The following is a 22,670-nucleotide window of genomic DNA, read 5'->3' on the forward strand; positions in this document are numbered from 1 at the left end:
TTGGCTGTCGGCTTGCAGACGCGAAGTACCCACGATCGCGGGCGGATCGCGGGTCATCCACCGACCGGGTGACCCGCGCCCGCCTGGCAATTCAGCCGAGTGGGGGACCTAAGGGCCTAGTCGCACACGGCGCCGCGCGAGGCCGAACCGACCAGCTTGGCGTACTTGGCGAGCACGCCGCGCTGGTAGCGCGGAGGCAGCGGAGCCCAGCCCTCGCGGCGGCTGTCGAGGTCCGCGGCCACGTCGAGGGTCCCGGAGGCGACGTTCAGCGTGATCTGGTCGCCGTCGCGCACGAACGCGATGGGGCCGCCGTCGACCGCCTCCGGTGCCACGTGTCCGACGCACAGGCCCGTCGTGCCGCCGGAGAAGCGGCCGTCGGTGAGCAGCAGGACGTCCTTGCCGAGGCCCGCGCCCTTGATCGCCGCGGTGATCGCGAGCATCTCGCGCATGCCCGGCCCGCCCTTGGGACCCTCGTAGCGGATGACGACGACGTCGCCCGCGGTGATGGTGCCGTCCTCCAGGGCGTCCATGGCGGCGCGCTCGCGGTCGAACACGCGGGCGGTGCCGGTGAAGACGTCCGAGTCGAAGCCCGCCGACTTGACCACGGCGCCTTCCGGGGCGAGCGAGCCCTTCAGGATCGTGATGCCGCCGGTGTGGTGGATGGGCTTGTCGAGCGCGCGCAGCACGAGGCCGTCCGGGTCGGGCGGGGCGATGTCGGCGAGGTTCTCGGCGACCGTGCGGCCGGTGACGGTGAGGCAGTCGCCGTGCAGCAGACCGGCGTCCAGCAGTGCCTTCATCACCACGGGCACGCCGCCGATGCGGTCGACGTCCGTCATGACGTGCCGGCCGAACGGCTTCACGTCGGCCAGGTGCGGCACGCGCGCGCCGATGCGGCTGAAGTCGTCGAGGCTGAGTTCGACATCGGCCTCGTGCGCGATGGCGAGCAGGTGCAGCACCGCGTTGGTGGAGCCGCCGAACGCCATCACGACGGCGATCGCGTTCTCGAACGCCTCGCGCGTCATGATCTGCCGCGCGGTGATGCCCTTGCGCAGCATCTCGACCACGGCCTGGCCGGAGCGGCGCGCGAACCCGTCCCGGCGCCGGTCGGTGGCCGGAGGAGCGGCACTGCCGGGCAACGACATGCCCAGCGCCTCGGCCGCGCTCGCCATGGTGTTCGCCGTGTACATGCCACCGCACGCGCCCTCGCCGGGGCAGATCGCGCGTTCGATCCGGTCGACGTCCTCACGGCTCATCAGTCCGCGCGCGCAGGCCCCGACGGCCTCGAACGCGTCGATGATCGTGACTTCCTTCTCGGTGCCGTCGGTCAGCGTGACCCGGCCCGGCAGGATCGACCCGGCGTAGAGGAACACGCTGGCCAGGTCCAGCCGCGCCGCCGCCATCAGCATGCCGGGCAACGACTTGTCGCACCCCGCGAGCAGCACGGATCCGTCGAGCCGCTCGGCCATCATCACGGTCTCGACGCTGTCGGCGATCACCTCGCGCGAGACCAGCGAGAAGTGCATGCCCTCGTGGCCCATCGAGATGCCGTCCGACACCGAGATCGTGCCGAACTCCAGCGGATACCCGCCGGCCGCGTGCACGCCGTCCTTCGACGCCTTCGCGAGCCGGTCCAGCGGCAGGTTGCACGGCGTGATCTCGTTCCACGACGAGGCGACGCCGATCTGCGGCTTCTCCCAGTCCTCGTCGCCCATGCCGACGGCCCGGAGCATGCCGCGCGCGGCGGTGCGCTCCAGGCCGTCGGTCACGTCGCGGCTGCGTGGCTTCACGTCCGGTGTCTCGGTCATGAGCGCACGCTAGTGCCGTGGGGCGAAATTTGCCGTGGTAATTCGCGGTCAGGCGGGTGGATCGTGGTGCCGCCCCCACGTCCTCATACTGGACGTATGGGGGCGTGGGGGCGGTGCCGCGAGCCGCCCTGCTGAGCGTGAATTAGCTCACCCAATTTCGCCCCACGGCACTACGTCCTAGCTGGGGTTGGCTGCGTGAGTCAGCGTCTCCCAGGCGATGAACAGGTTGTCGGTCCCGTGTGGACGCTTCGACTCGGTGTAGATCTTGGTGTTCGTCATCGCGATGCCCAGCCTGGTGTTCAGCGCGGTGAAGCTGACCTCCGGCGTCGGCCCGAGCTCACGGCGGTAGGAACCGCCGCACAGCCAGGACGGCACGGGCGCGCCGTTCTGGTACTTGGTGTGCAGGCCCCATGCGTGCCGCATGCGGTCCTTGATCTCACCCCAGATGTCCTGGCCCTGGTGCCGCGCGGTCTCCGCGAGGTGCGAGGCGGCGGAGAGCCCGTAGGCCGTGTGGGCGAAGTCCCGGCAGGTCTCCTGGGTGAGGCCGTCGACGAACGTGGACTGGTTGTGCCAGTACGAGATGATCTCTGCCCTGGTGTCGATGCCACTGCCCGGCGGCGTCTTCGGCAGCGACCCGTCGGTGGTCAGGTAGATGAACGCCTGGATGCGCGTCCGGAAGATGCTCACGGCCCTGTCGTAGGCCGCGCGGTCCTCCAGGAACACGGCGATGCCGATCGACGCCTCCATCATGCTGAGTTCCCAGTTGCCGTTGGTCTTCGCGCGGCCGTTCTGGATCTCGGGCAGGTAGACGTCGCGCAGCATCGTGCCGAACCGCGCGCTGCCCGGCCACGTGCGGTAGACGTGCTTCATGATCTCGGCGGCCTTGGGCCAGCTGCTGGCCGACCACGCGGTCTGTAGCGGGGCGTTGGAGTTGGTGTGGTCGCGGATGGTGGCGGACCAGGCGTCCATGATCTGGATGGCCTTGGTCGCGTACCTGGCGTCGCGGGTGACGTACCAGGCCAGCGACAGCGTGTAGGCGGCGAGCGCGTCCTCGCGTTCGTCGGTGCAGCCGTTGTTGGGGTTGCTGACCGGGCCGCACTCGACGACCGCCCGTGGTTTCGGCGTGCGGTTCAGGTCGGCGTACTTCGACGCCATCATGCGGTCGTAGGCGGTCTTCCACGGCTGGGCGCCGGCCAGGACCTTGGTGCGCATGAAGTCCAGCTGTGGCCGGGAGACCACGACTCCCGGGTGGACGAACGTCGCCGGCGCCGCCTGGGCGGTGACCGGGACCAGAAGAGATGCCAGCAGGGCGATCAGAACCGTGCAGGAACGGGTGACCATGCGGCCAGTGTCAGTGGTCTATACCTTTGCGGTCAACTGTTCCGGTACAGGATTCACGCTGGTGAACAATGCGAAGCCGCACAACGAGAATCCCCTGGTGCGCGGGAGGGGCACCAGGGGATTTCGCCTAGCTGAACTACGTGGTCAGAGCGTCACTCGCGGCACTTCTTGCCGGTGTTGATGCACTTGACCAGGCGGTTCATGATCTTCTGCGACATCACGTTCGCGAAGTCGTCGTGGTCGGTGAGCGGGTTGTGCTCCTCCTCCGGGAAGGAGTCGACCAGGTAGCGACCGTCCTGCTGGACGTCGAGCGGGATGTTGTAGGTCAGCGAGATGCGCAGCTGCGGGACGGCCTTGAAGCCCCGCTTGCACTTGCCGTTCTGGTCGGGGAACACGATGTGGTCGCGGTGGTTCGCGGAGTCGATGTTCTTGCCGTCCCAGCAGCTCGGGAAGTCGTGCACGCGCTTGACCTTCGACCCCTGCGGGCAGATCGGGTACTTGTCTATCAGGACCTTGTCCTCGAAGCCGGTGCAGGTCCAGGACGCCTTGGCGTTCTTCGGGCCGTTCTGGCCGGCCTTGGCGTCACCGTAGAGAACGCGGAGGAACTTCGGCATCGCGGTGACCTTGCCGGTCGGGCTGCCGCGGAAGGTCAGGTCGACGACGGCGGGGCGCTGGATCTCGCCCTCGTTGCCCTCGAGTTCGTTGTTGGCGTTCTCCTCGGGGTTGTTCTCGTTCTTCTTGTTCTCGGTGCCCTCGGCCTGGGCGTCGTCGCTGTTCTCGCCCCCGTTGTCGAGGCCCTTCTCGCCCTGGGCCTGGTCCTTCACCGCACAGGCGGCGGCCGGGTTCAGGTCGGGAGCCTGCTTGCCCTGGCGGCTGAACGCCAGCATCATGCGGTTCAGGATGGCGGCGCGCTTCTCGCGCGTCGGGCCGACGATGATGTTGTCGCGGTCCTGCGCCTTGACCTGCTCGAGCCTCTTCTCGGCCTCGGCCGTCACCTTCTCGACGTTCTCGAGCTCGCGGTCGATCTCCGGCTGGGCCGCGTCCGGCACGTCCTCGGGCAGCAGCGACGCGACGTCGGGGCACTCGAGCTGGGCTGCTTCCTTGGCCGCCTTGTCCTTGTCCTGCTGGGCCTTGTCGTCCTTCTTCGGCGGGGCCTGCTCGGCGGGCGGTGCGGCCTCGTCCGGCTCCTCGTCGATGATGCGGACGACGGGCCAGAAGTAGGCGGACTTGTCACCGTTCTTGCAGGTCGTACCTGCCGCCTGCAGCGACTTGTTGTTCGAGTCCGCGTTCGTGGAGAGGTTGCCGACGTAGTCGTGCAGGTGCTCGGCACCGTTGCGGACACCAGGCTGCGCGATGAAGTTGTCCGGGTTGAAGTGCCCGTTCTCGTTCCTGCCGCAGTCCACGGTGAACGTCCCGGTGGTGGCGTCGTTTTCCGCCCTTGGTTTCTTGACGTTCGGCTTCACCTTGGTGATGTCGACGAACAAGCTCTTGTCCGCACCGTCGGCGAGCGCGGAGCCATCAGAAGAACTGACGGCCACCACCGCGGCACCGCCCGCGACCACGGCCATCGCCGCAGCGGCGGCGGTGAGCCAGATCGTGGATTTCCTCCGGTGAATAGCCATTTGCCACCTCGTGGTAGTCCGATAAAACGGCATGGTGAAGCTGACGGCGGTTAGGGGCCGCTATCTTCGGGATGAACCTGGGTGTGCTGTTTTTGTCAGTACGAACGAGATTTCCGCCGTGATTTCTTCGATCGGGAGATCATTCGCATCCCCACCAGCGCGAGCGCGAGCACGGCGATGGCGCCGAAGAAGACACCGTTGTTGTCCCCGAACACGCCCTGCTCGGCGGTGCGGGTGAACCTGGTGCCCTGCGGCACGGTCGGGATCACGCCGTCGGTCGGGTTGGCCGTCTGCTCGGCCGCCTGGTCGCCCGTCGCCTCCGGGGTCCCGGAGTCGTTCACGGGCGGGGGCGGTGCGAGCGGTTGTGGCGATTCCAGTCCGGCGAAGTCGACGCGACCGGTCTCCTCGAGCACCTTGATGTGGTCGAAGACGGTGATCATCGCTTGCGTGGACAGGATGCGGATGAGCTCGTTCTTGGTGCCGGCCCGGATCTGCGCGGCGTAGGCGTAGACCTTGCCGTGCGCCGCGCGGAGCCGGTTGGCGAAGACGGCGTCGAACTCGTCACCGGTCGCCGCGTCCATTTCGGCGAGCCAGCCCTTCTGCTCGTCCGAGGCCTCCGTGGGCAACGTGTGGCCGAGCAGAACGCCCGCCCGGTTCACCACGTTGTCGAGGAGGGTGTGCCCCTCGATGAGGTGCTTGCAGGCCTCTTGGATCTTGGGCTGGTCGGCGCGCTTGGCCTTGCCCTTCTCGCCTGCGGGCTTCTCCCACAGGCCGGCTGTCTTGACCCGGTTCATGAAGTCCCGGTCTGCCGGTCCGAGGGGTCCCCACTGCGTCTGGACGATCTCGTCGCCCTTGCCGCTGCTGTCCGGCGGCGGTGTGGAGATGGGGGTCGACGGCGTGGCGGGCTGCCCGGCAGCGGTTCCGGTGTTCAGGAGCACCGCCAGCGCACAGCCTGCCAGCGCGACCATCAGTCGCGTCGGCTTCGCCAAGTCCATGGGGAGTCGCACGAACGGGAATACGGCCAGGAATGGGAAGCCGCCTCAGTTCGAGACGTTGCCGTTACCGAAACGTTATCGAAGCGGCCGCAACCCCCGTCGACTCTGCGCCGAATGCCCGTCATAGGGTCGTGAGCATGAGCAAGCGTTTTGTGGCGTTGGGGGACTCGTTCACCGAGGGTGTGGGCGACGAAGACGCCGGCCGTCCCAATGGTGTGCGGGGCTGGGCGGACCGCGTCGCCGACGTGCTGGGGGCGGCGGACCCCGAGTTCACCTACGCCAACCTGGCCGTGCGCGGCCGGCTGCTGCCGCAGGTGCTGGGTGAGCAACTCGAACGCGCTCTGGCGATGAAGCCGGACCTGGTGTCGCTCTACGCGGGCGGCAACGACCTCATGCGACCCAAGGTGGACATCGACGCGTTGATGCGCCGCTACCGCGCGGCCGTCGCACGCCTGTCCAACGCGGGCGCGCGCGTGATCCTCTTCACCGGCGTCGACGGCGGTGACGACCCGGTGTTCCGCAGGATGCGTGGTCGCGTGGCCATCTACAACGAGCACGTGCGCGCGATCGCCGCCGAGCACTCGTGCGTGCTGGGCGACATGTGGAACATGCGTCAGCTGCGCGACCGTCGTATGTGGTCGCCGGACCGGCTGCACCTCAACTCGTCCGGGCACGCCGAGGTCGCGATCTCCGTTCTGGACGCTCTCGGTGTCCCGCACTCGTTGCAGCGGACCGTGCTGGGCGTGGCCCCGCTGGTCGACCGCCGCGTCCGGCGCGCGGAGGACTGGAGGTGGGCGCGCGAGCACGTCGTGCCGTGGGTGATGCGACGGGTGCGCGGTGAGTCGTCCGGTGACGTGATCCGGCCGCGCCGTCCGGAGCCGCTGCCGCCGTCGTAGGTAGAACGTGTTCCTTGACGCGGTCGCTCCTAACGAGGCGACCGCGTTTTGGTGACGGATTTCGCGACGATTGTTTGCATGTAGAACGCGTTCTAGAAGACGCGTGGACCTGGATTGATGCAGAGCCCTAGCGTCAGTGCTCATGCGTCGCAGGACCGCACTGATCGCACTCACGATCTGCGCGTTGCTCGCCGGCTGCGGAAGCAGGCTCACCGACGAGCAACGGGCGGCACTCGTCGTGCCTCAAGGAGGCTCGGCCGGCACCCAGGACAGTGCGGTGACCGGCGAGGACGGCGTGGTGCCCGAAGGCACCGCGGAGCAGCCGGGCGCCGCGAACCCGCAGCAGCCCGACCAGAAGCCGAACCCGCCCGGCAGCATCGCGGGCGGCTGCCAGGGCACCGGCGGCGCCACGGACAAGGGCGTCACGGCCGGCGAGATCACGATCGCCAACATCTCCGACATCAGCGGTCCGGTGCCCGGCCTCTTCCAGTCGGCCCAGCAGGCCACCAAGGCGTTCGTCGAGTACTTCAACGCCACCCAGGGCTCGGTGTGCGGACGCAAGCTCAAGCTCGTCTCGTTCGACTCCCGCACCGACAGCGGAGGCGACCAGCAGGCCACCTCCCAGGCCTGCGAACAGGCTTTCGCGCTGGTCGGCTCGATGTCGGCGTTCGACCAGGGCGGCGGACCCGCGGCGGCCGGCTGCGGAATACCCGACCTGCGGGCCTCGACCGTCACCGCACAACGCCAGCGCACACCCGTGAGCTTCGGTGTGGCGTCGAACGTCGTGAACCTCGTGTCGTCGGCCGGACCGGACCTGGTCAAGTCGAGCTTCCCCGGCGGCATCGGTGCTGCGGCCTACCTGTACCTCAACGCCGACGCGAGCGCGCAGAACGCGCGCAGCATGCAGAAGGCGGCCGAGGCACGCGGGATCAAGTTCGTCTACTCGCAGGCCATCGACATCACCGACGTCAACTACGCGCCGTACGTGGCGAAGCTGAAGGAGACCGGCACCAAGATCGTGTACTGGATCGGCTCGGCGCAGTACGCGGTGCGGTTGCAGCAGGCCATGCGGCAGCAGGGATACACGCCGGAGGCGTTCATCACGGACCCGTCCGCGTACGACCCGCAGTACATCAAGCAGGGCGGAGCGGCGGTCGAGGGGACCGTGGTCTACACGAACGGCGCCCTGTTCGAGGAGGCGAACGCCCAGGTGGCGCTGTACAAGCAGTGGCTGGGGCGGGTGGCGCCCGGTGCCGCGCCCTCGTACTTCGGGATGTTCGCCTGGGCGGCGGCCCGGTTGTTCGTGACCACGGTGGCGAAGGTCGGGCCGCAGCTCACCCGCAAGGCGATGATCGAGGCGGTGCGCGGGGTGCACGACTTCACCGCCGAGGGCATGGTCGCGCCGCAGGACGTGGGAGGGAAGCGGACTTCGGCCTGCATGACGCTGGTGCGGTTGAAGGGCGGGACGTGGAGCCGGTTGGCGCCCGCTTCGGGGTACTCGTGCGGGTCGTTGATCGACACGGGGGTGGGCGGATGACCACCCTCCTCGCCGGGAGCGGCTCATGACCGCCCTGCTCGCCTGCCCGGCCTTCGGCCTCCCTGCTGGGAGCGGCTCATGACCGCCCTGCTCGCCTACACCATCTTCGGCCTCGTCACCGGCGGCGCGTACGCCGTCGTCGCCGGCGGCCTCGTGCTGACCTACAGCACCTCCAAGGTCTTCAACGTCGGCCACGGCGCGATCGGCATGGTCATGGCGTTCCTCTACTGGGAACTCGCCGAGAACCGCGGCCTGCCCCAGTGGCTCGCGCTGCTGCTCGTGGTCGGTGTGGGCGCGCCGCTGTTCGGGCTGGTGGTCGAGCGGTTCGTCATGCGGCGGCTCGCGGGGGCGCCGGTCGGGATCACGCTGGTGGCCGGGGTCGGGTTGCTGGTCGGGCTGATCGGGGTGGCGCAGGTGCTCTGGCCGCCGCAGGCGCGTCCGGTGCGGCCGTTCCTCGACCAGCTCGGCGTCCACATCGGACAGTCGTTCGTCAGTGGGCACGATCTGGTGACGCTGGCCTGCGCGGTGCTCGTCGCCGGTGGGCTGTACGTGCTGCTGAACCGGACGCGGACCGGGCTCGCGATGCGGGCCTGTGTCGACGCGCCGGAGCTGGCCGCGCTCTACGGGACGCGGCCGGCCAGGTTGTCGGCGCTGAGCTGGGCGATCGGGTCGGCGCTGGCGGCGCTGGGCGGGATCCTGCTCACGCCGGTCGTGCAGCTCGACTACGTGACGATGACGTTGCTCGTGATCACCGCGTACACGGCCGCCCTGGTGGGGCGGTTGCGGAGTCTGCCGTGGACGTTCGCCGGCGCGCTCGGGCTCGGGCTGGTGCAGTCGTACGCGGTGGCGTACCTGCCGTCGTCGCCGTTCTGGATCTCCTTCCGGGCGGCGATTCCGGCCCTGCTGCTGTTCGTGGTGCTGCTCGCGATGCCGCAGTCGCCGCTGCGGATCGGTGGTGTCCGGGGATCGCGCGGGGTGGCCGTGCCGAACGCGTTGACGACCGGCGTGGGCGCCGGGCTGTTCGCGGGTGTGGTCGTCGTGCTGGCGTTGCTGGTGGACTCGGTGGTGGCCGGGCAACTCGCGCTGGCACTGGTGTTCGGGATCGTGCTGCTGTCGATGGTGCTGCTCACCGGGTACGGCGGTGTGGTGTCGCTGGGGCAGTTCACGTTCGTCGGCGTGGGCGCGGTGACGGTGGCGCGGCTCGGCAGTCCGTCGCCCGTGACGTTGCTGATCGGGGCCGGAGTCGCGGCGGCCGTCGGGGCGTTGATCGCGTTGACGGCGCTGCGGGTCAGTGGGCTGTACCTGGCGCTGGCGACGCTGGGGTTCGCGCAGCTCATGGACAAGCTCGTGCTGCAGTCGCCGATCGCGTTCGGCGTGCGGGGCAGTCTGCAGGTGCCGAAGCTCGTCGAGTCGGCGACCGCTCAGCTGCTGTTGTGCGCGGCCGTCTTCGTCCTGGTCGGCGTCGGCGTGCTGGCCGTCCGGCGCGGACGGCTCGGGCGGCGGATGATCGCGGTCAAGGACAGTTCGGCGGCGTGCGCGACGCTCGGGCTGAACGTGCGCTGGATCCGGGTGTGGGTGTTCTCCCTGTCGGCGGCGATCGCGGGGCTGGCGGGCGGGCTGTTCGCCCAGCTACGGGAGACCGTCGCGGCGAGTGACTTCCAGCTGTTCAACAACCTGCCGCTGCTGCTGTTCGCGGTGATCGCGGGCGTGACGTCGGTGTCCGGCGCACTGCTCGGCGGGGTGCTGCTGATGCTGCTTCCCGTGCTGCAGAGCGGTTTCCCGGCGTTCGCGGGAGTGGCGGTCGTGCTGCTCGGGGTGGCGGCGGCCGGGCTCGCGCGCGAGCCCAACGGGCTGGTCGGCTGGGGCTTCCGGGCCTGGTCCTGGCGGCGCGCATGAGCACGTTGCGGGTGGAGGGCGTGACGGTCCGCTTCGGCGAGGTGACCGCGGTCGGCGACGTGTCCCTGACCGTCGAACCCGGCGTCACCGGCCTGATCGGGCCCAACGGCGCGGGCAAGACCACGTTGTTCGACGTGATCAGTGGGCTGCGCAGGCCGACGGCCGGACGGGTGCTGCTCGACGGCGAGGACATCACCACCAGGGGGCCGCACCAGCGGTCGAGGCTCGGCGTCGCGCGGACGTTCCAGCGGCTGGAGGTCTTCGGGTCGCTGACGGTCTGGGAGAACGTCGTGGTGGCGCTGGAAAGCCGCCGCAGGCCCGCGAAGCTGGCCAGGGAACTGCTGGAACGGGTCGGGATCGCGGAGTTCGCGGGCAACCAGGCCGACACCGTCCCGACCGGCGCCGCGCGCCTGCTGGAACTGGCTCGCGCCCTGGCCACCGATCCCAGCCTCCTGCTGCTGGACGAACCGTCGTCCGGCCTCGACCGGGCGGAGACCGACGCGTTCGGTGAGCTGCTGCGGCAACTGAGCGCGGAGGGCCGCTCGGTCGTGCTGGTCGAGCACGACATGGACCTCGTGATGGGCTACTGCGACCACGTGCACGTGCTGAACCTGGGACGGCTGCTGGTCTCCGGCACTCCGGACGTCGTCCGTGCGCACGAAGGTGTCCGGGAGGCGTACCTCGGATGATCGACATCACGGACGTCCACGCCGGCTACGGCCGGATCGAGGTGCTGCGCGGGGTGTCGCTGAACGTGCCGCGCGGCACCGTCACCGCGTTGCTCGGCCCGAACGGTGCCGGCAAGTCCACGCTCGTCAAAGTCCTCAGTGGACAGATCAGGGCCACATCCGGCCACGTCCACCTGGGCGGGGTGCACGTCAACGACGCCCCGCCCGACGAGCTGGCCCGGGCCGGCCTGTGCACGATCCCGGAAGGCCGCGCGATCTTCCCGAACCTGACCGTGGCGGAGAACCTGAGGCTGATGCGCGGCGACGCCGAGCTGGTCTACCAACGTTTTCCGAAGCTCAAGGCACGCCACCGGCAGCTCGCGGGCTCGATGTCCGGCGGCGAGCAGCAGATGCTCGCGTTCTCCCGCGCGTTGATCACCGACCCGGCCGTGCTCGTGATCGACGAGCTCTCGATGGGCCTCGCCCCGGTGATCGTCGCCGAGCTGTACGAGGTGGTGGGGGAGCTGGCGCGGTCCGGCGTAACGATGCTGATCGTCGAGCAGTTCGCCGAGACCGCCTCGGCCGTCGCCGACCAGGTCGTCGTGATGACGCACGGCGAGATCTCCGCCGGCAGCGATCTGGCCACCGTCTACTTCGGAGGGACGTCATGAGGTACGCGCTCGTCCTGCTGCTCCTCCTGCTGTCCCCGGCACCCGCGAAGGCGGACATCGGCGGGTTCACGCTGACCGCCCACGCCGCGCCGGTGTCCGTGCTGCTGCACACCGACCTGATCCCGGTGCCGGCCGAACCGCAGGGCGAGGTGCACCTCTCCTACACGCAGACGGAACTGGGTTCCGGCCCGATCGGCCGGTCGGTCGCCAGCTCGCTGTGGCCGGGCGCGGCCGTCGGCACCGGCCTGCCCCAGCTGCTCGGCTTCGCCTACCCGGTGCAGGCCAACGCGGCACACCCCGGTGGCCCGGCGGACGAGTCGAAGCCGGGCATGAAGGCCACCGCCGGAGCCGCGAAGGCCGAGTCCCACGCGGGCGCGAAGCAGGAGGTGCCGTTCCTGCTGACCGCGGACGGCCTGTCGTCGAGCAGCGTCAGCTCGGCCGGCGCGTCCGAGGCCCGCTCGACCGCCGTCACGTCCGCGCAGACGATCTCACTGCTGGCGGGCCTGGTCGTGTTGTCGGGCGTGAAGTTCGAGTCGGTCGCCGTGAGCGACGGCAGCAAGGGGAGCGGCACCAGCACGTTCTCGATCGCCGAGTTCACCGTGCTGGGCCAGAAGTTCCCGGTCAAGGCGCCGGACGCGCCGCCGGACGGACTGCTGAAGGCGTTGGAACCGCTGGGGATCACCCTCACCTGGCCCACGGCCGCGACGAAGCTCGAAGGCGCGGCGGCGACGTCCTCCAGCCGCGGCCTCACGCTGACCGTCGACGTGCTGGCGTTGCGCACCAAGCTCGGTCTCGGCGGGATCCTGGACGGCGTCCTGGCCCCGTTGCTGCCCAAGGAACTCGTGCCGCTGCTCAACCCGCTGCGCAAGATGGTGGTGGTCGTCGGCGACACCGAGGCCGTCGCAAACGCTTCCGCCTCAGCACCTCTGACACCGCCGGACGCACCCGCCCCGATCATGCCCGTGGTGCCGCCCGCCGCCGACACCTCGCCACCGGCACTGGGCGCGCCTCCGGTCGCGGGCGTGACGCCGCCCAGGACGGTCACACCGGTCGCGTCCGCCCGCGCCAAACCCCGTTCGCTGCTCGACTTCCCCGGCGTACCGGCACTGCTGGTGCTCACCGGTCTCGGGGTCGCGGCGGCGGGAGCGTTCGGCATGAAGTCGTTCGGCACCTTCCTGCTGGGCGGCGCCCCCTGTCCCTCCGGACACCCGACCGGTGTCCCCGACCTCCGCAACGGGTGAGCGATGACGATCCAGGACCGGCGCCGCGCACGGATGCGCAGCGGACTCGGGCTCGTGGGCACGATGCTGATGACGGCGGGGATCGCGGCGATCCTCTTCGCCTGGTGGGGCGTCGCGCACACCGGCTACACCTTCGAGCAGATCCCGTACGTCGTGTCGGGCGGCATCCTGGGTGTCGGGCTGATCGGCGTCGGCGGGTTCCTCTACTTCGGATCGTGGCTGACGAAGCTCGTGGAGGAGCAGCGGCAGACCACCTACGCCCTGCTGCAACTGCTGGAGGAGCGCGATCGCGATGGCGCGGAGCGTTCTCCCGCCGGGCTCTGACGAGGGCGAACGATGTCCGGTTCATCCCCTTGAACGGGTGGTTTAGACCAGTTAACGTGCCTGCCATCACGTACCCCCTGCGCGTGAATGGAGCACCATGAAGAAATTTCGCTGGCAGATCCTGACCCTCGGCCTGGCGATAGCCACCGTGGTCGGAGGCGTTGCCGCCGCGCCCGCGAGTGGCGCGTCGGGCGTGACGGCGGCGTTCACCAAGACCTCGGACTGGGGCACCGGCTACGAGGCGAAGTACACGATCTCCAACAGCGGCGCGTCCGCGCTCACGTCGTGGACCGTCGAGTTCACGCTGCCGAGCGGGCAGTCGATCGCGTCGCTGTGGGACGGCAGCTACGGGGCGAACGGCCAGAACATCACCGTCCGCAACACCTGGAACGGCAGCGTGCCCGTCGGCGGCTCGGTGAGCTTCGGCTTCACCGTCAAGGGCTCCGGCGCGAGCCCGTCCGGCTGCAAAGTCAACGGCGGTTCGTGCGACGGCACCGGCAACCCGCCGACGACGACCACGACCACCACGACCACGACGTCGAACCCGCCGTTGCCCGGCACCGGCCGCGGCGCGCCCTACCTGTACCTGGGCTGGGGCAACCCGCAGAGCGCCACGCAGGTCATGAGCCAGACCGGCGTCAAGTGGTTCACCCTCGCGTTCATCCTGTCCAGCGGCGGGTGCACCCCGTCGTGGGACGGCCAGCGCCCGCTCACCGGTGGCGCGGACCAGCAGGCGATCAACGCCATCCGCGCGGCCGGCGGTGACATCGTGCCGTCGTTCGGTGGCTGGAGCGGCAACAAGCTCGGCCCGAACTGCTCGACCCCCGAGGCACTGGCCGGCGCGTACCAGCAGGTGATCAGCGCCTACGGGCTCAAGGCGATCGACATCGACATCGAGAACACCGACGAGTTCGAGAACGCCGTCGTGCAGGACCGGATCCTGGGCGCGCTGAAGATCGTGAAGCAGAACAACCCCGGCCTGCAGACGATCGTCACCATCGGCACCTCGAAGACCGGTCCCGAGTTCTGGGGCAACCGGCTCATCGACCAGGCCAAGGCGCTGAACGCGAACATCGACGTGTTCACGCTGATGCCGTTCAACTTCGGCAGCGCCAACATCCGCACCGACACCATCAACGCGGCCACGGGGCTGAAGAACAAGCTCAGGTCGACCTTCGGCTGGAGCGACGCCGAGGCGTTCCAGCACGTCGGCATCTCGGGCATGAACGGCCTGTCGGACCAGCGCGAGCTGACCACGGTCGACGACTGGACCGCCATCCGTGACTGGTCGAAGTCCAACGGCCTCGGGCGACTGGCCTTCTGGTCGGTCAACCGCGACCGCGGTGGCTGCGACGGCCAGGTGGCCGCGCACTGCTCCGGCATCCAGCAGTCCGAGCTCGCGTTCACGAAGATCACCGCAGGTTTCTAGTGGTGCGGCCCGGAAGGTTGCCGGGCGAATTCGCGGTCAGACGGGCGCATCGTGAGGTGTCCTGCTGAGCGTGAATTACCCAGCCGACCTTCCGGGTCGCACCACTAGGCGACTACAGGCCGTCAGCGCCATTTATTCGGTGGCGCTGGCGGCCTAGTCTTGTCCCATGCGACGACGACATTGATCTTCAACTGATCTATCCCGAACCGCGACGGCGTGGGCATGGTGTTCGCACCTCATCCCGATCTACGCGCTGTACGCGTTGCTCTTCGCCGACAGCGGGCTGTCGGACGCCTCCATCTCGGTGCTGCTCGCGATCTGGTCGCTGACCTCGGTCGTGTTCGAGGTGCCGTCGGGTGCGCTTGCGGACCGCTTCTCGCGGCGAGGCTGCCTGGTCGCTTCCGGTGTGCTGCAAGCCTTCGGGTACGCGGCCTGGGTGCTGTTCCCGTCGTTCTGGGGATTCGCGGCCGGCTTCGTACTGTGGGGCTTGGGCGGCACGCTGCAGTCCGGTGCCTTCGAGGCCCTGCTCTACGACGGGTTGGCGGCCAACGGCGACGAGGACCTGTACGGCCGGCTCAACGCCCGCGTCGACACCATCGAGCTGATCGCCCAGGTTCCGGTCGCGGTCATCGCCACGGCGTTGTTCTCCTTCGGTGGCTATGAGCTGGCGGGCTGGGTGTCGGTCGCGATGTGCCTCGCGTCGGCGGTGATCGCGTTGCGGTTCCCGGAACCCGAACGCGACGACGAGGACGACGACGAACTCGGGTACCTCGCGACGCTGACGACCGGCCTGCGCGCGTCCGTGCCGATCAAACGTGCCGTGCTCGCGGTGGCCCTGGTGTACGCGATCGACGCGTTCGAGGAGTACTTCACACTGCTGGCGCAGGACTGGAGCGTGCCGACGGTGTGGGTGCCGATGGCGACGATCGGCGTGCCGCTGATGGGCGCCGCCGGTGCCTCGCTCGCCGGCCGGTTGCCGTTCCGTGGCTGGGCGCTGTTCGCCTCGGGTGCGTTGCTGATCGTGGCGGCGCTGCTGGCCGTACCGCTCGCGATCATCCTGTTGGGACTGTTCTACGGCCTGTACCGGTTCGTGCTGGTGCACGTGGAGACCGAGCTCCAGCACCGGATCGAGTCTGATGCCCGCGCGACGGTCACGTCCGTGGCGTCGATCGGGGCGGAGTTCGTGGCGTTCGCGGTCTACGCACTGTGGGTGCTCGGATCCGCGGTGGCGATCGGCGTGATGGTCCTGGTGGTGGCGCTGGTGATCCGGCGTCGTCAGTAAGGGAGAGCGCGCTTCGGGCGGCGTTCGTCGTTGGTCTCGCGGTATTCCTCGATCGCGAGCGCCACGTCGAACGCCGTCCGCGTCTTCTCCAGCGCGGGCAGGTAGTGCACGCCGCGGGCCAGCGCGTCGAGGTCGACGCTGAAGTACACGCCCATCAACGGGTTCACGAACAGTTCGCTGCCCTCGGTGCGCCTGGTGAACTGCACGTTCCCGAACTCGCCCCGGAGCGAGGCCGCGATCTGGCCGTTCACGATGCTCGGTGACAACGGCGTCGCGTCCTGCGCCTGCTGGACGGCGGTCGTGTAGGCGCGGGCCTCGAAGCTGTCCGACGGGATCGACAACGCGCCGAGGTACGCGCCCTGCTTGTCCAGCGCCGCCAGGTTCTCCAGCACGTGCGCGTGGCACACGCCGTGGTGCGCGTCGATGCCGAATCCCAGGCTGGTCACGATCTTCACCACCCCGTCGATGCCCGCGGCCGCGGCAAGGCTCGTCATGTCCTCGGTCGGCGTGCCGAGGTGCTGTTCGTCGCCGCGCAGCAGGATGTCCGTGCCGCCGTCGACGAGCACGACCGCGTCGATGGAGTGCTTCTCGATGATCGTGCGGTACGCCCTGCGCAACGGCCGCACACCTGTGCGCGGGAACGCGTAGACGGTGTCGCCGAGGAACCGCGCGAGCTCGCGTTCGGGGAAGTACGCGTCCTCGCCGGAGGTCTCCGGTGCGACGGCGGCGAGTCCGGGCTCGAGCCACGCGCCGAGGTCGAGGCGCTCCAGGTCGCTGAAGCTGAGGCTGGCGTAGTGCACCCGCTTGCCCTGCCCGCGCAGCGCGACGCCGAGCGGGATGCCCGCGAACACGTCGAATCCCCCGCCCGCTCCCGCGATCAGGACGTTCTGTGCGTCGTGGAGTCTGGCGAAGAGCGGCGGTGTGGCAAGGCTGAACACACCGCCGACCATAGCTTTTCGACGTCCCGGGGCTGCCGACTTTCACCGCCAGGCCCCCGCCTCGTCGGCCGCGACCGCCAGCGCGACCATCCCGGCCGGTTCGAGGTCACCGGCCGTGAACACGCCGATCTGCACGGCGTCCAGTGTCCTCCAGGAACTCCGCGAAGGTGCGCAGCCCGGGGTGCAGAGAGCGCAGGGCCTCGATGTCGACGTCCGGTTCGGCGTCGCTGGTGAACACCTTCCGCAGTTCCGGATCGTCCACCTGGAACTGTTCGTACTCCAGACCCATCAACCCGGCGATCTCCACAGGCGTCAGCAGGTCCCCGGCGAGCGTCAGCGACGAGCCGATGAACCGGTCGGGATCGGCGATGACCCGCGCGGCGATCGCGCCGATGTCGTCCACCGCGACCAGGTGGTAGCGGACCGACGGGTGCAGCAGGTGGGTGAGCTTGGGCAGGCCGGGCGCGTACAGGCCGTCCATGAACGTCGTCGGCCGCAGCACGGTCGCGGGCAGGCCGATGTCCGCGATGTGCCGCTCGACCTCCCACTTGCTGTCGAACGACGCGACGCCGGTCTCCTCGACGGCCTCCACCAGCGACGCGTAGACGAGGTGCGCGACGCCGGCGGCCAGCGCGGCGTCGGCGACGTTGCGACCCCAGCGGGTCTCCGTGGCGGGGGAGTAGCCCTGCGGCGCGCGGGGGTCGTGCGGCGCGGGTTGCACGCTGAACACCGCGTCGGCACCGGAGAAGGCCTGCGCGAGCGACTCCGGTGAGTCCTGGTCGGCCACCGTGCCGCCGGGAACCTCGGGGTTGCGGGTCACCGCGCGGACGTCCCAGCCCGCCGCGACGAGGTGCCGGGCGACGGCACCGCCCTGCTTGCCGGTCGCTCCGAGCACCGCCGCGATCATTCTTCCTCCAGAAGGTTTTCTACAGGACTATCACGGATCCGGGTTGCGGTGCCGCCACCTGGCCTATTCCATCAGCCCAGGGGTAACGCCAGGATCTTCCGAACAGATCACACTGGACAAGCTGGACATCCGCGGAGGCCACCGTGCTAGTCGTACAGATCTTCCTGCCGCTGGCACTGGGCCTGGTGATGTTCGGACTCGGTCTCACCCTCACGGTCGCGGACTTCGCCAGGGTCGCGAAGTACCCCAAGGCCGCGGTCATCGCGCTCACCTGCCAGGTGATCGTCCTGCCCGCGGTCTGCCTCGGCCTGGTGCTCGCGTTCGGGCTCAAGGGCGTGCTCGCGGTCGGCATGATGCTGCTCGTCGCGTCGCCGGGCGGCACGTCGGCGAACCTCTTCAGCCACCTCGCCGGCGGGGACGTCGCGCTCAACATCACGCTCACCGCGATCAACTCGGTGCTCGCGGTGTTCACGTTGCCGTTGGTGGTCGGCCTGAGCATGGCGCACTTCATGGCGGACAACGCCGAGGTCGGGCTGCAGCCCGCGAAGTTCGTGCAGGTCTTCGCGATCGTGCTGGTGCCGGTGGCGATCGGCATGGTGGTGCGGCGCAGGTTCGAGGCGTGGGCGCTGAAGATGAACGACCCGGTGCGCATCGCGTCCGTCGTGGTGCTGGTGCTCGTCATCATCGCCGCGATCGCGCAGGCCTACCAGCAGCTGATCGACAACATCGGGACGCTCGGCCCGGCGGCGTTGCTGCTGAGCATCTTCAGCCTGCTGATCGGCTACTACGTGCCCAAGGCGTTCAACGTGGAGCGCAAGCAGGCGATCGCCAGCGCGATGGAGATCGGCATCCACAACGCCACGATCGCGATCACGCTGGCGCTGACCGTGCTCAACGACGAGACGATGGCGATCCCGTCCGCCGTGTACGGCGTGCTGATGTACCTGCCGGCGGCGGTGGCGGCACGGTTGTTGTCGCGGAACAAAGCCGTGGTCTGAAGCGGTGACCAAGCAGGTCGCACCGGCGGATCACCGGTGCGACCTCTGGTCTAGCTAGCGGAACCCTGCGGTGCGCGTCCGTGCGACTTGCCGGGCGCACGTACGCCGTTCACCGTCGAGGTGTCGAACGCGAACGTGATCACCGCGGTGGCGATCGCGTCGGCGTTGACGTCCAGTGCGGTCAGGTTCAGGTTCGACCTGGTGTCGCACGGCTGGTGGTAGCACGGGTCGAACGCGATGCCCGCGGTGCCGCCGTACCGTGCCGCCTGCTCGGCGGTCTTCACGTCCTCGGCCCCGGTGAACAGGCCGCCGGCCGGGATGTTGACCGCGATGAACGGCCCGTAGTCCGAGCGGCCGGAGAAGTCCGTGTCCTCCGACGGCAGGCCGCGGTCGGCGTAGAACTTCTCGAACACGTCCTCGATCTGCGCCGACCCCGGCGGGATCGGCACGGGCGCGGTGCCGCTCGAGTCGTCACCGTCGTAGATGCCGAAGAAGTGGTTCGGCGAGCCGACCATGTCGAAGTTCAGGTACAGCGCGATCTTGTCCTGCTCGGCCTGCGGCAGCGTGGCGATGTAGTGCTCGGATCCGAGCAGGCCCTCCTCCTCGGCGCCCCACCAGGCGAAGCGGACCTTAGCGTTGGTCTTGACCTTCTTCAGGTGGATCGCGGTCTCCAGCAACGCGGCCGTGCCACTGCCGTTGTCGTTGATGCCGGGCCCGTCCTGCACGCTGTCGAGGTGCGCGCCGGCCATGACGACGTTGTTCGCGTTGCCGGCACGGGACTCGGCGAACACGTTCCACGCCTTCCGGATCTCCTCGGTGAAGTCGACCTTCACCCGCACCGTGGCGCCCGGCGTGAGCACGATGAGCTCCTCGGCGGCGGCGTAGGTCGCGAACACCACGGGAATCGCGAGACCGGGGGTGTCGCCGATCGGTGTGGTCAGTCCGGTGCGGCCGGGCTGGCCCTCGTTGAACAGGATGACCGCGGCCGCCCCAGCGGCCTGCGCGTTCAGCGCCTTGACGCTGAACCCGCACGTGCCGCGCTGCAGCATCGCGACGCGGCCGGGGACGAACCCGGCGAAGTCGGCTGCCTCGCACCCGCTGGTGCTCGTGTTCGGCACGGGCGCGGGCGGGACGGTCACGTCGACGGGCTGGATGACGCCGGTGACGTCACCCTCGAACGTCGGTGTGAACCCGTTGCGGGTGAACTCGTTGTCCCGCTGGAAGATCCGCGGGGCAGGAGCGACGCGGTCGAGCCGTGAGTCGTCCTCCACGTACGGGAAGTCGAACTCCTGCACGCTCGGCGAGTAGCCGGCCGCGCTCAGTTGCGAGACCACGTAGTTCACCGACGCCTGGTATCCAGGACGTCCGGACGCGCGGTCGCCGTGGGTGTCCGCGATGGACTGGAACGCGTCGAGATGTCGCAGGACGCCGTCCAGCGTGACGGCCTTGGTGAGCTTCGCAGGGGAGTTGTTGTTGGGATCAGCGAGTGCCTGTCCGGTCACAGCCAGTGGTAGAACCAGTGTCAGGACCGCGAACAGCGCCAAGCGCCGAGAACGTTGAACCATCGGTATGCCTCCATGCGTACTTCGCCGCCGAATGCATCCCCCGACGTTCCTTATCTGTCCGATGTGCCTTGTGTTACACCGATCACCACTGGAGGTGGGTGTTTGTTCCGACTGCTGGAGACCGCCGTCCGCGTCGAGCCGCTGGAAGGAGAGGGCCTCACCAACGTCCTGCACCTCGTGACGCTGGCCGACGGGCGCAAAGCCGTGCTGCGGCAACCCAAGGTGGCGCGCGACCTGCCGAAGTTCGTGGTGCCCGGCGCGCCGGAGGTCCTCGCGCACAACGGCCGGGGTGACGTGCTGGTCGAGTACGTCGAGGGCCGGACGCTGGCGGACGCGCTGCCGGTGTCCGAAGAGGTCTGGCGGCACATCGGCGAGGCGTTCGCGAAGGTCCACCAGGTCGGGTTGCTGCACAACGACGTGAACCTCTACAACATCATCGTCAGCGACGACAGGGCCACGCTGATCGACTGGGACAACCCCGGCCAGGGCAACCCGCTCGACGAGCTGGCGGCGTTCGAGGAACACCTCTACCTGCACGGAACCGTTTTGCCCCAAGCGTTCTGGACTGGTTACGGCCACACGCCCGACCTGAAACTCCTCAGGATCCACCGGATCGCGGGCTGCGTCGGCTGGCTCGCGAGCGAGGACTGGCAGGAGTGGGAGAGCGACCGGACGTTGAAACCCGAGATGCTGGCCAGGGTCCGGAACTGGCGGCGACTGCTCGCGAGCTGGCTCACCGACCAGTTCCGGACCGACTTCTCAGCGGCTGAGGTTGCGGTACTTCAGCACCGAGAGCGGCCAGAAGATCGCCACGAACACCGCGGGCCACAGCACGGCCAGTAGCAGCGAGTTCTGCGCGGCCCACGAGTCGCCGCCGACCCCGGGGTTGCCGAACAGCTCACGCGCCGCCGCCACGGTCGACGACAGCGGGTTCCACTCCGCGACCACCCGCAGCCAGCCCGGCATCAGCTCCGGCGAGACGAACGTGTTCGCGAACATCGTCAGCGGGAACAGGAACATCCACGACGCCTGCGCGGCCTCCGGCTTGACCAGCAGGCCGAGGTAGATGCCGACCCAGACCAGCGCGAACCGCAGCCACAGGAACAGCGCGAACGCCAGCAGCGCGTTGAGCAGCCCGTCGCGGAACGACCAGCCGATCACGAGCCCGCACAGCGCGAGCACCAGCAGTTCGAGCGACGAGTTCACCAGGTCCGCGATGCTGCGCCCGGCCACGACGCCGGTCTGCGACATCGGCGAGGCGCGGAACCGGTCCGTCACGCCGCGGTCGGCGTCCATCGACACCATCATCAGCGTGGAGCCGACACCGAACGCGATGGTCTGGCCGAACATGCCCGGCAGCAGGAACTCGATGTAGTCACCGCCGCCGAAGACGTTCATCGCGCTGCCGAACACCAGCCCGAAGATCAGCACCGAGATGATCGGGTAGGCGAGGTTCGCGAACACCCTGACCGGCTCGCGCACCCAGTGGATCAGGTCCCGCTTGGCGACGATCCACGAGTCGACGACCGCATACTTCATGCCCGCACCTCCGAGACTGCCTTGTGCCCGGTGATGGCGAGGAAGACGTCGTCGAGGGTCGGCCGCCGCAGCGCGATGTCCTCGGCTTCCACGCCTTTCGCGGCCAGTGCCGACGTCACCCGCGTCAGTGCCGCCACCCGGTCGGCGACGGCAGCGCTCACCCGGAACGTGTCGGGGTCCACCTCGGCGTCCGGGCCGAGCACGTCCGCCACGACCGGCAGTTCGTCGGCGTTGCGGACCACGACCTCGATCCGGTCGCCGCCGAGCTTGGACTTGAGCTGGTCCGGCGTGCCCTGCGCGGCGACCCGTCCGGTGTCCATCACGACGATCTGGTCCGCGAGCTGGTCGGCCTCGTCCAGGTACTGGGTGGTCAGCAGCACCGTCGTCCCCTCCGCGACGACCCGCTTCACCTCCCGCCAGACCTCACCGCGGTTGCGCGGGTCGAGGCCGGTCGTCGGTTCGTCCAGGAACAGCACCGACGGCCGCATCACGAAGCTCGACGCCAGGTCCAGGCGCCGCCGCATGCCGCCCGAGTACTGCTTGGCCCGCTTGTCCGCCGCGTCGGTGAGCCCGAACTGCTCCAGCAGCTCGTCCGCCCGCGTCTCGGCCTGGCGCTTGGAGAGGTGGTAGAGCCGCCCCCACATGACCAGGTTCTCCTTGCCGGTCAGCACGTCGTCGACCGTGGACTGCTGGCCGTTCAACGCCACCTGCCGGCGCACGGCCGGTGCCTCACGCACCACGTCGTGGCCCGCGACCTCGGCACGGCCGCCGTCCAGGCGCAGCAACGTGGCCAGGATGCGCACCGCCGTGGTCTTGCCGGCGCCGTTCGGGCCGAGCAGTCCGCACACCGTTCCCGTCGGCACGGCCAGGTCGAACCCGTCGAGCGCCCAGTTCTTGTCGAATCTCTTGCGCAGGCCTTCCGCGAGCACCGCGTGTCCCACGACTTCACCCCCATGGCTTAACTGCTTACGTTGTACACTAGGTGTACGTTGTACACGGTTCTAGGATTCACAGCA

The 22,670-nt window shown here is 69.1% G+C and carries 20 protein-coding genes; 11 read left to right on the plus strand and 9 right to left on the minus strand.

Annotated elements, in window-relative coordinates; genetic code table 11:
• Positions 1–116 precede the first annotated feature (116 nt).
• The 4 genes from ilvD to BLR21_RS33670 form a co-directional block, all read right to left on the minus strand.
• Positions 117–1,805, minus strand: coding sequence for a dihydroxy-acid dehydratase (gene ilvD, locus BLR21_RS33655; RefSeq protein ID WP_090012592.1), 1,689 nt, complete (start codon positions 1,803–1,805; stop codon positions 117–119).
• Positions 1,806–1,982: 177 nt separating this feature from the next.
• A complete protein-coding gene (locus BLR21_RS33660) occupies positions 1,983–3,146 on the minus strand; it encodes an alginate lyase family protein (protein WP_090012595.1) in 1,164 nt (387 codons plus the stop codon).
• 152 nt (positions 3,147–3,298) lie between these two features.
• Entirely contained in the window at positions 3,299–4,768 is a 1,470-nt protein-coding gene (locus BLR21_RS33665; protein WP_090012598.1) for a DUF1996 domain-containing protein, read from the minus strand.
• 95 nt (positions 4,769–4,863) lie between these two features.
• Positions 4,864–5,763: a DUF4142 domain-containing protein gene (locus tag BLR21_RS33670; protein WP_090012600.1), complete on the minus strand. Its 900-nt coding sequence runs from the start codon at positions 5,761–5,763 to the stop codon at positions 4,864–4,866.
• A 137-nt stretch (positions 5,764–5,900) separates the two neighbouring features.
• Between BLR21_RS33670 and BLR21_RS33675 the strand changes: the two genes are divergently transcribed.
• The 9 genes from BLR21_RS33675 to BLR21_RS33715 all read left to right on the plus strand — a co-directional run bounded on the left by BLR21_RS33675 (position 5,901) and on the right by BLR21_RS33715 (position 15,707).
• Positions 5,901–6,659: an SGNH/GDSL hydrolase family protein gene (locus BLR21_RS33675; protein ID WP_090012602.1), complete on the plus strand. Its 759-nt coding sequence runs from the start codon at positions 5,901–5,903 to the stop codon at positions 6,657–6,659.
• Between the two features lie 142 nt (positions 6,660–6,801).
• The gene (locus BLR21_RS33680; RefSeq protein WP_090012604.1) at positions 6,802–8,196 is read left to right on the plus strand and encodes an ABC transporter substrate-binding protein; all 1,395 of its coding nucleotides are present in this window, start codon (positions 6,802–6,804) and stop codon (positions 8,194–8,196) included.
• Between the two features lie 78 nt (positions 8,197–8,274).
• Complete coding sequence (locus BLR21_RS33685; protein ID WP_090012606.1) at positions 8,275–10,092, plus strand: ABC transporter permease; 1,818 nt, start codon at positions 8,275–8,277, stop codon at positions 10,090–10,092.
• On the plus strand, positions 10,089–10,781 hold the full coding sequence (locus tag BLR21_RS33690; RefSeq protein WP_090012608.1) for an ABC transporter ATP-binding protein: 693 nt from the start codon (positions 10,089–10,091) through the stop codon (positions 10,779–10,781). Before BLR21_RS33685 ends, BLR21_RS33690 begins: the two co-directional genes overlap by 4 nt.
• A complete protein-coding gene (locus BLR21_RS33695) occupies positions 10,778–11,431 on the plus strand; it encodes an ABC transporter ATP-binding protein (RefSeq protein ID WP_090012611.1) in 654 nt (217 codons plus the stop codon). The genes BLR21_RS33690 and BLR21_RS33695 overlap by 4 nt, the downstream gene beginning before the upstream one ends.
• Positions 11,428–12,672, plus strand: a complete 1,245-nt coding sequence (locus tag BLR21_RS33700; protein ID WP_090012613.1) for a choice-of-anchor P family protein — start codon at positions 11,428–11,430, stop codon at positions 12,670–12,672. Before BLR21_RS33695 ends, BLR21_RS33700 begins: the two co-directional genes overlap by 4 nt.
• Positions 12,673–12,675: 3 nt before the next feature.
• The gene (locus BLR21_RS33705; RefSeq protein ID WP_090012615.1) at positions 12,676–12,996 is read left to right on the plus strand and encodes a hypothetical protein; all 321 of its coding nucleotides are present in this window, start codon (positions 12,676–12,678) and stop codon (positions 12,994–12,996) included.
• A 97-nt stretch (positions 12,997–13,093) separates the two neighbouring features.
• Positions 13,094–14,425 (plus strand): cellulose binding domain-containing protein, encoded by a 1,332-nt coding sequence (locus BLR21_RS33710; RefSeq protein WP_090012617.1) that lies wholly within the window; start codon positions 13,094–13,096, stop codon positions 14,423–14,425.
• A gap of 262 nt (positions 14,426–14,687) precedes the next feature.
• Complete coding sequence (locus BLR21_RS33715; RefSeq protein WP_256335106.1) at positions 14,688–15,707, plus strand: MFS transporter; 1,020 nt, start codon at positions 14,688–14,690, stop codon at positions 15,705–15,707.
• On the opposite strand, the gene BLR21_RS33720 is transcribed toward BLR21_RS33715, so the two are convergent.
• Positions 15,701–16,645 carry a DUF1152 domain-containing protein gene (locus tag BLR21_RS33720; RefSeq protein WP_090012802.1) on the minus strand — a complete coding sequence of 315 codons (945 nt, stop codon included), beginning with the start codon at positions 16,643–16,645 and terminating at the stop codon, positions 15,701–15,703. The genes BLR21_RS33715 and BLR21_RS33720 overlap by 7 nt on opposite strands.
• A gap of 106 nt (positions 16,646–16,751) precedes the next feature.
• Positions 16,752–17,552 carry an NmrA family NAD(P)-binding protein gene (locus tag BLR21_RS33725; protein WP_090012622.1) on the minus strand — a complete coding sequence of 267 codons (801 nt, stop codon included), beginning with the start codon at positions 17,550–17,552 and terminating at the stop codon, positions 16,752–16,754.
• Between the two features lie 143 nt (positions 17,553–17,695).
• Here BLR21_RS33725 and BLR21_RS33730 point away from each other — a divergent pair, with 143 nt between their 5' ends.
• Positions 17,696–18,550: a bile acid:sodium symporter family protein gene (locus BLR21_RS33730; protein WP_256335107.1), complete on the plus strand. Its 855-nt coding sequence runs from the start codon at positions 17,696–17,698 to the stop codon at positions 18,548–18,550.
• Between the two features lie 50 nt (positions 18,551–18,600).
• On the opposite strand, the gene BLR21_RS33735 is transcribed toward BLR21_RS33730, so the two are convergent.
• A complete protein-coding gene (locus BLR21_RS33735) occupies positions 18,601–20,115 on the minus strand; it encodes a M28 family metallopeptidase (protein ID WP_090012626.1) in 1,515 nt (504 codons plus the stop codon).
• A 102-nt stretch (positions 20,116–20,217) separates the two neighbouring features.
• Here BLR21_RS33735 and BLR21_RS33740 point away from each other — a divergent pair, with 102 nt between their 5' ends.
• Positions 20,218–20,958 (plus strand): lipopolysaccharide core heptose(II) kinase RfaY, encoded by a 741-nt coding sequence (locus BLR21_RS33740; protein WP_090012628.1) that lies wholly within the window; start codon positions 20,218–20,220, stop codon positions 20,956–20,958.
• On the opposite strand, the gene BLR21_RS33745 is transcribed toward BLR21_RS33740, so the two are convergent.
• Entirely contained in the window at positions 20,875–21,654 is a 780-nt protein-coding gene (locus BLR21_RS33745) for an ABC transporter permease (RefSeq protein WP_090012630.1), read from the minus strand. The two genes, BLR21_RS33740 and BLR21_RS33745, sit on opposite strands and share 84 nt — an antisense overlap.
• Entirely contained in the window at positions 21,651–22,595 is a 945-nt protein-coding gene (locus BLR21_RS33750; protein ID WP_090012632.1) for an ATP-binding cassette domain-containing protein, read from the minus strand. The genes BLR21_RS33745 and BLR21_RS33750 overlap by 4 nt, the downstream gene beginning before the upstream one ends.
• Positions 22,596–22,670: the final 75 nt, after the last annotated feature.

It is taken from the genome of Lentzea albidocapillata subsp. violacea, assembly GCF_900100275.1.
Taxonomy (GTDB): Bacteria; Actinomycetota; Actinomycetes; order Mycobacteriales; family Pseudonocardiaceae; genus Lentzea; species Lentzea violacea.

What these genes read in the sequence shown, in the direction of transcription:
- BLR21_RS33725 (WP_090012622.1), bottom strand. Translation starts at nt 17,552, where the DNA reads ATGATCGCGGCGGTGCTCGGAGCGACCGGCAAGCAGGGCGGTGCCGTC.
- BLR21_RS33705 (WP_090012615.1), top strand. Translation starts at nt 12,676, where the DNA reads ATGACGATCCAGGACCGGCGCCGCGCACGGATGCGCAGCGGACTCGGG.
- BLR21_RS33660 (WP_090012595.1), bottom strand. Translation starts at nt 3,146, where the DNA reads ATGGTCACCCGTTCCTGCACGGTTCTGATCGCCCTGCTGGCATCTCTT.
- BLR21_RS33680 (WP_090012604.1), top strand. Translation starts at nt 6,802, where the DNA reads ATGCGTCGCAGGACCGCACTGATCGCACTCACGATCTGCGCGTTGCTC.
- BLR21_RS33710 (WP_090012617.1), top strand. Translation starts at nt 13,094, where the DNA reads ATGAAGAAATTTCGCTGGCAGATCCTGACCCTCGGCCTGGCGATAGCC.
- BLR21_RS33695 (WP_090012611.1), top strand. Translation starts at nt 10,778, where the DNA reads ATGATCGACATCACGGACGTCCACGCCGGCTACGGCCGGATCGAGGTG.
- BLR21_RS33745 (WP_090012630.1), bottom strand. Translation starts at nt 21,654, where the DNA reads ATGAAGTATGCGGTCGTCGACTCGTGGATCGTCGCCAAGCGGGACCTG.
- BLR21_RS33675 (WP_090012602.1), top strand. Translation starts at nt 5,901, where the DNA reads ATGAGCAAGCGTTTTGTGGCGTTGGGGGACTCGTTCACCGAGGGTGTG.
- BLR21_RS33700 (WP_090012613.1), top strand. Translation starts at nt 11,428, where the DNA reads ATGAGGTACGCGCTCGTCCTGCTGCTCCTCCTGCTGTCCCCGGCACCC.
- ilvD (WP_090012592.1), bottom strand. Translation starts at nt 1,805, where the DNA reads ATGACCGAGACACCGGACGTGAAGCCACGCAGCCGCGACGTGACCGAC.
- BLR21_RS33665 (WP_090012598.1), bottom strand. Translation starts at nt 4,768, where the DNA reads ATGGCTATTCACCGGAGGAAATCCACGATCTGGCTCACCGCCGCCGCT.
- BLR21_RS33670 (WP_090012600.1), bottom strand. Translation starts at nt 5,763, where the DNA reads ATGGACTTGGCGAAGCCGACGCGACTGATGGTCGCGCTGGCAGGCTGT.
- BLR21_RS33685 (WP_090012606.1), top strand. Translation starts at nt 8,275, where the DNA reads ATGACCGCCCTGCTCGCCTACACCATCTTCGGCCTCGTCACCGGCGGC.
- BLR21_RS33735 (WP_090012626.1), bottom strand. Translation starts at nt 20,115, where the DNA reads ATGGTTCAACGTTCTCGGCGCTTGGCGCTGTTCGCGGTCCTGACACTG.
- BLR21_RS33690 (WP_090012608.1), top strand. Translation starts at nt 10,089, where the DNA reads ATGAGCACGTTGCGGGTGGAGGGCGTGACGGTCCGCTTCGGCGAGGTG.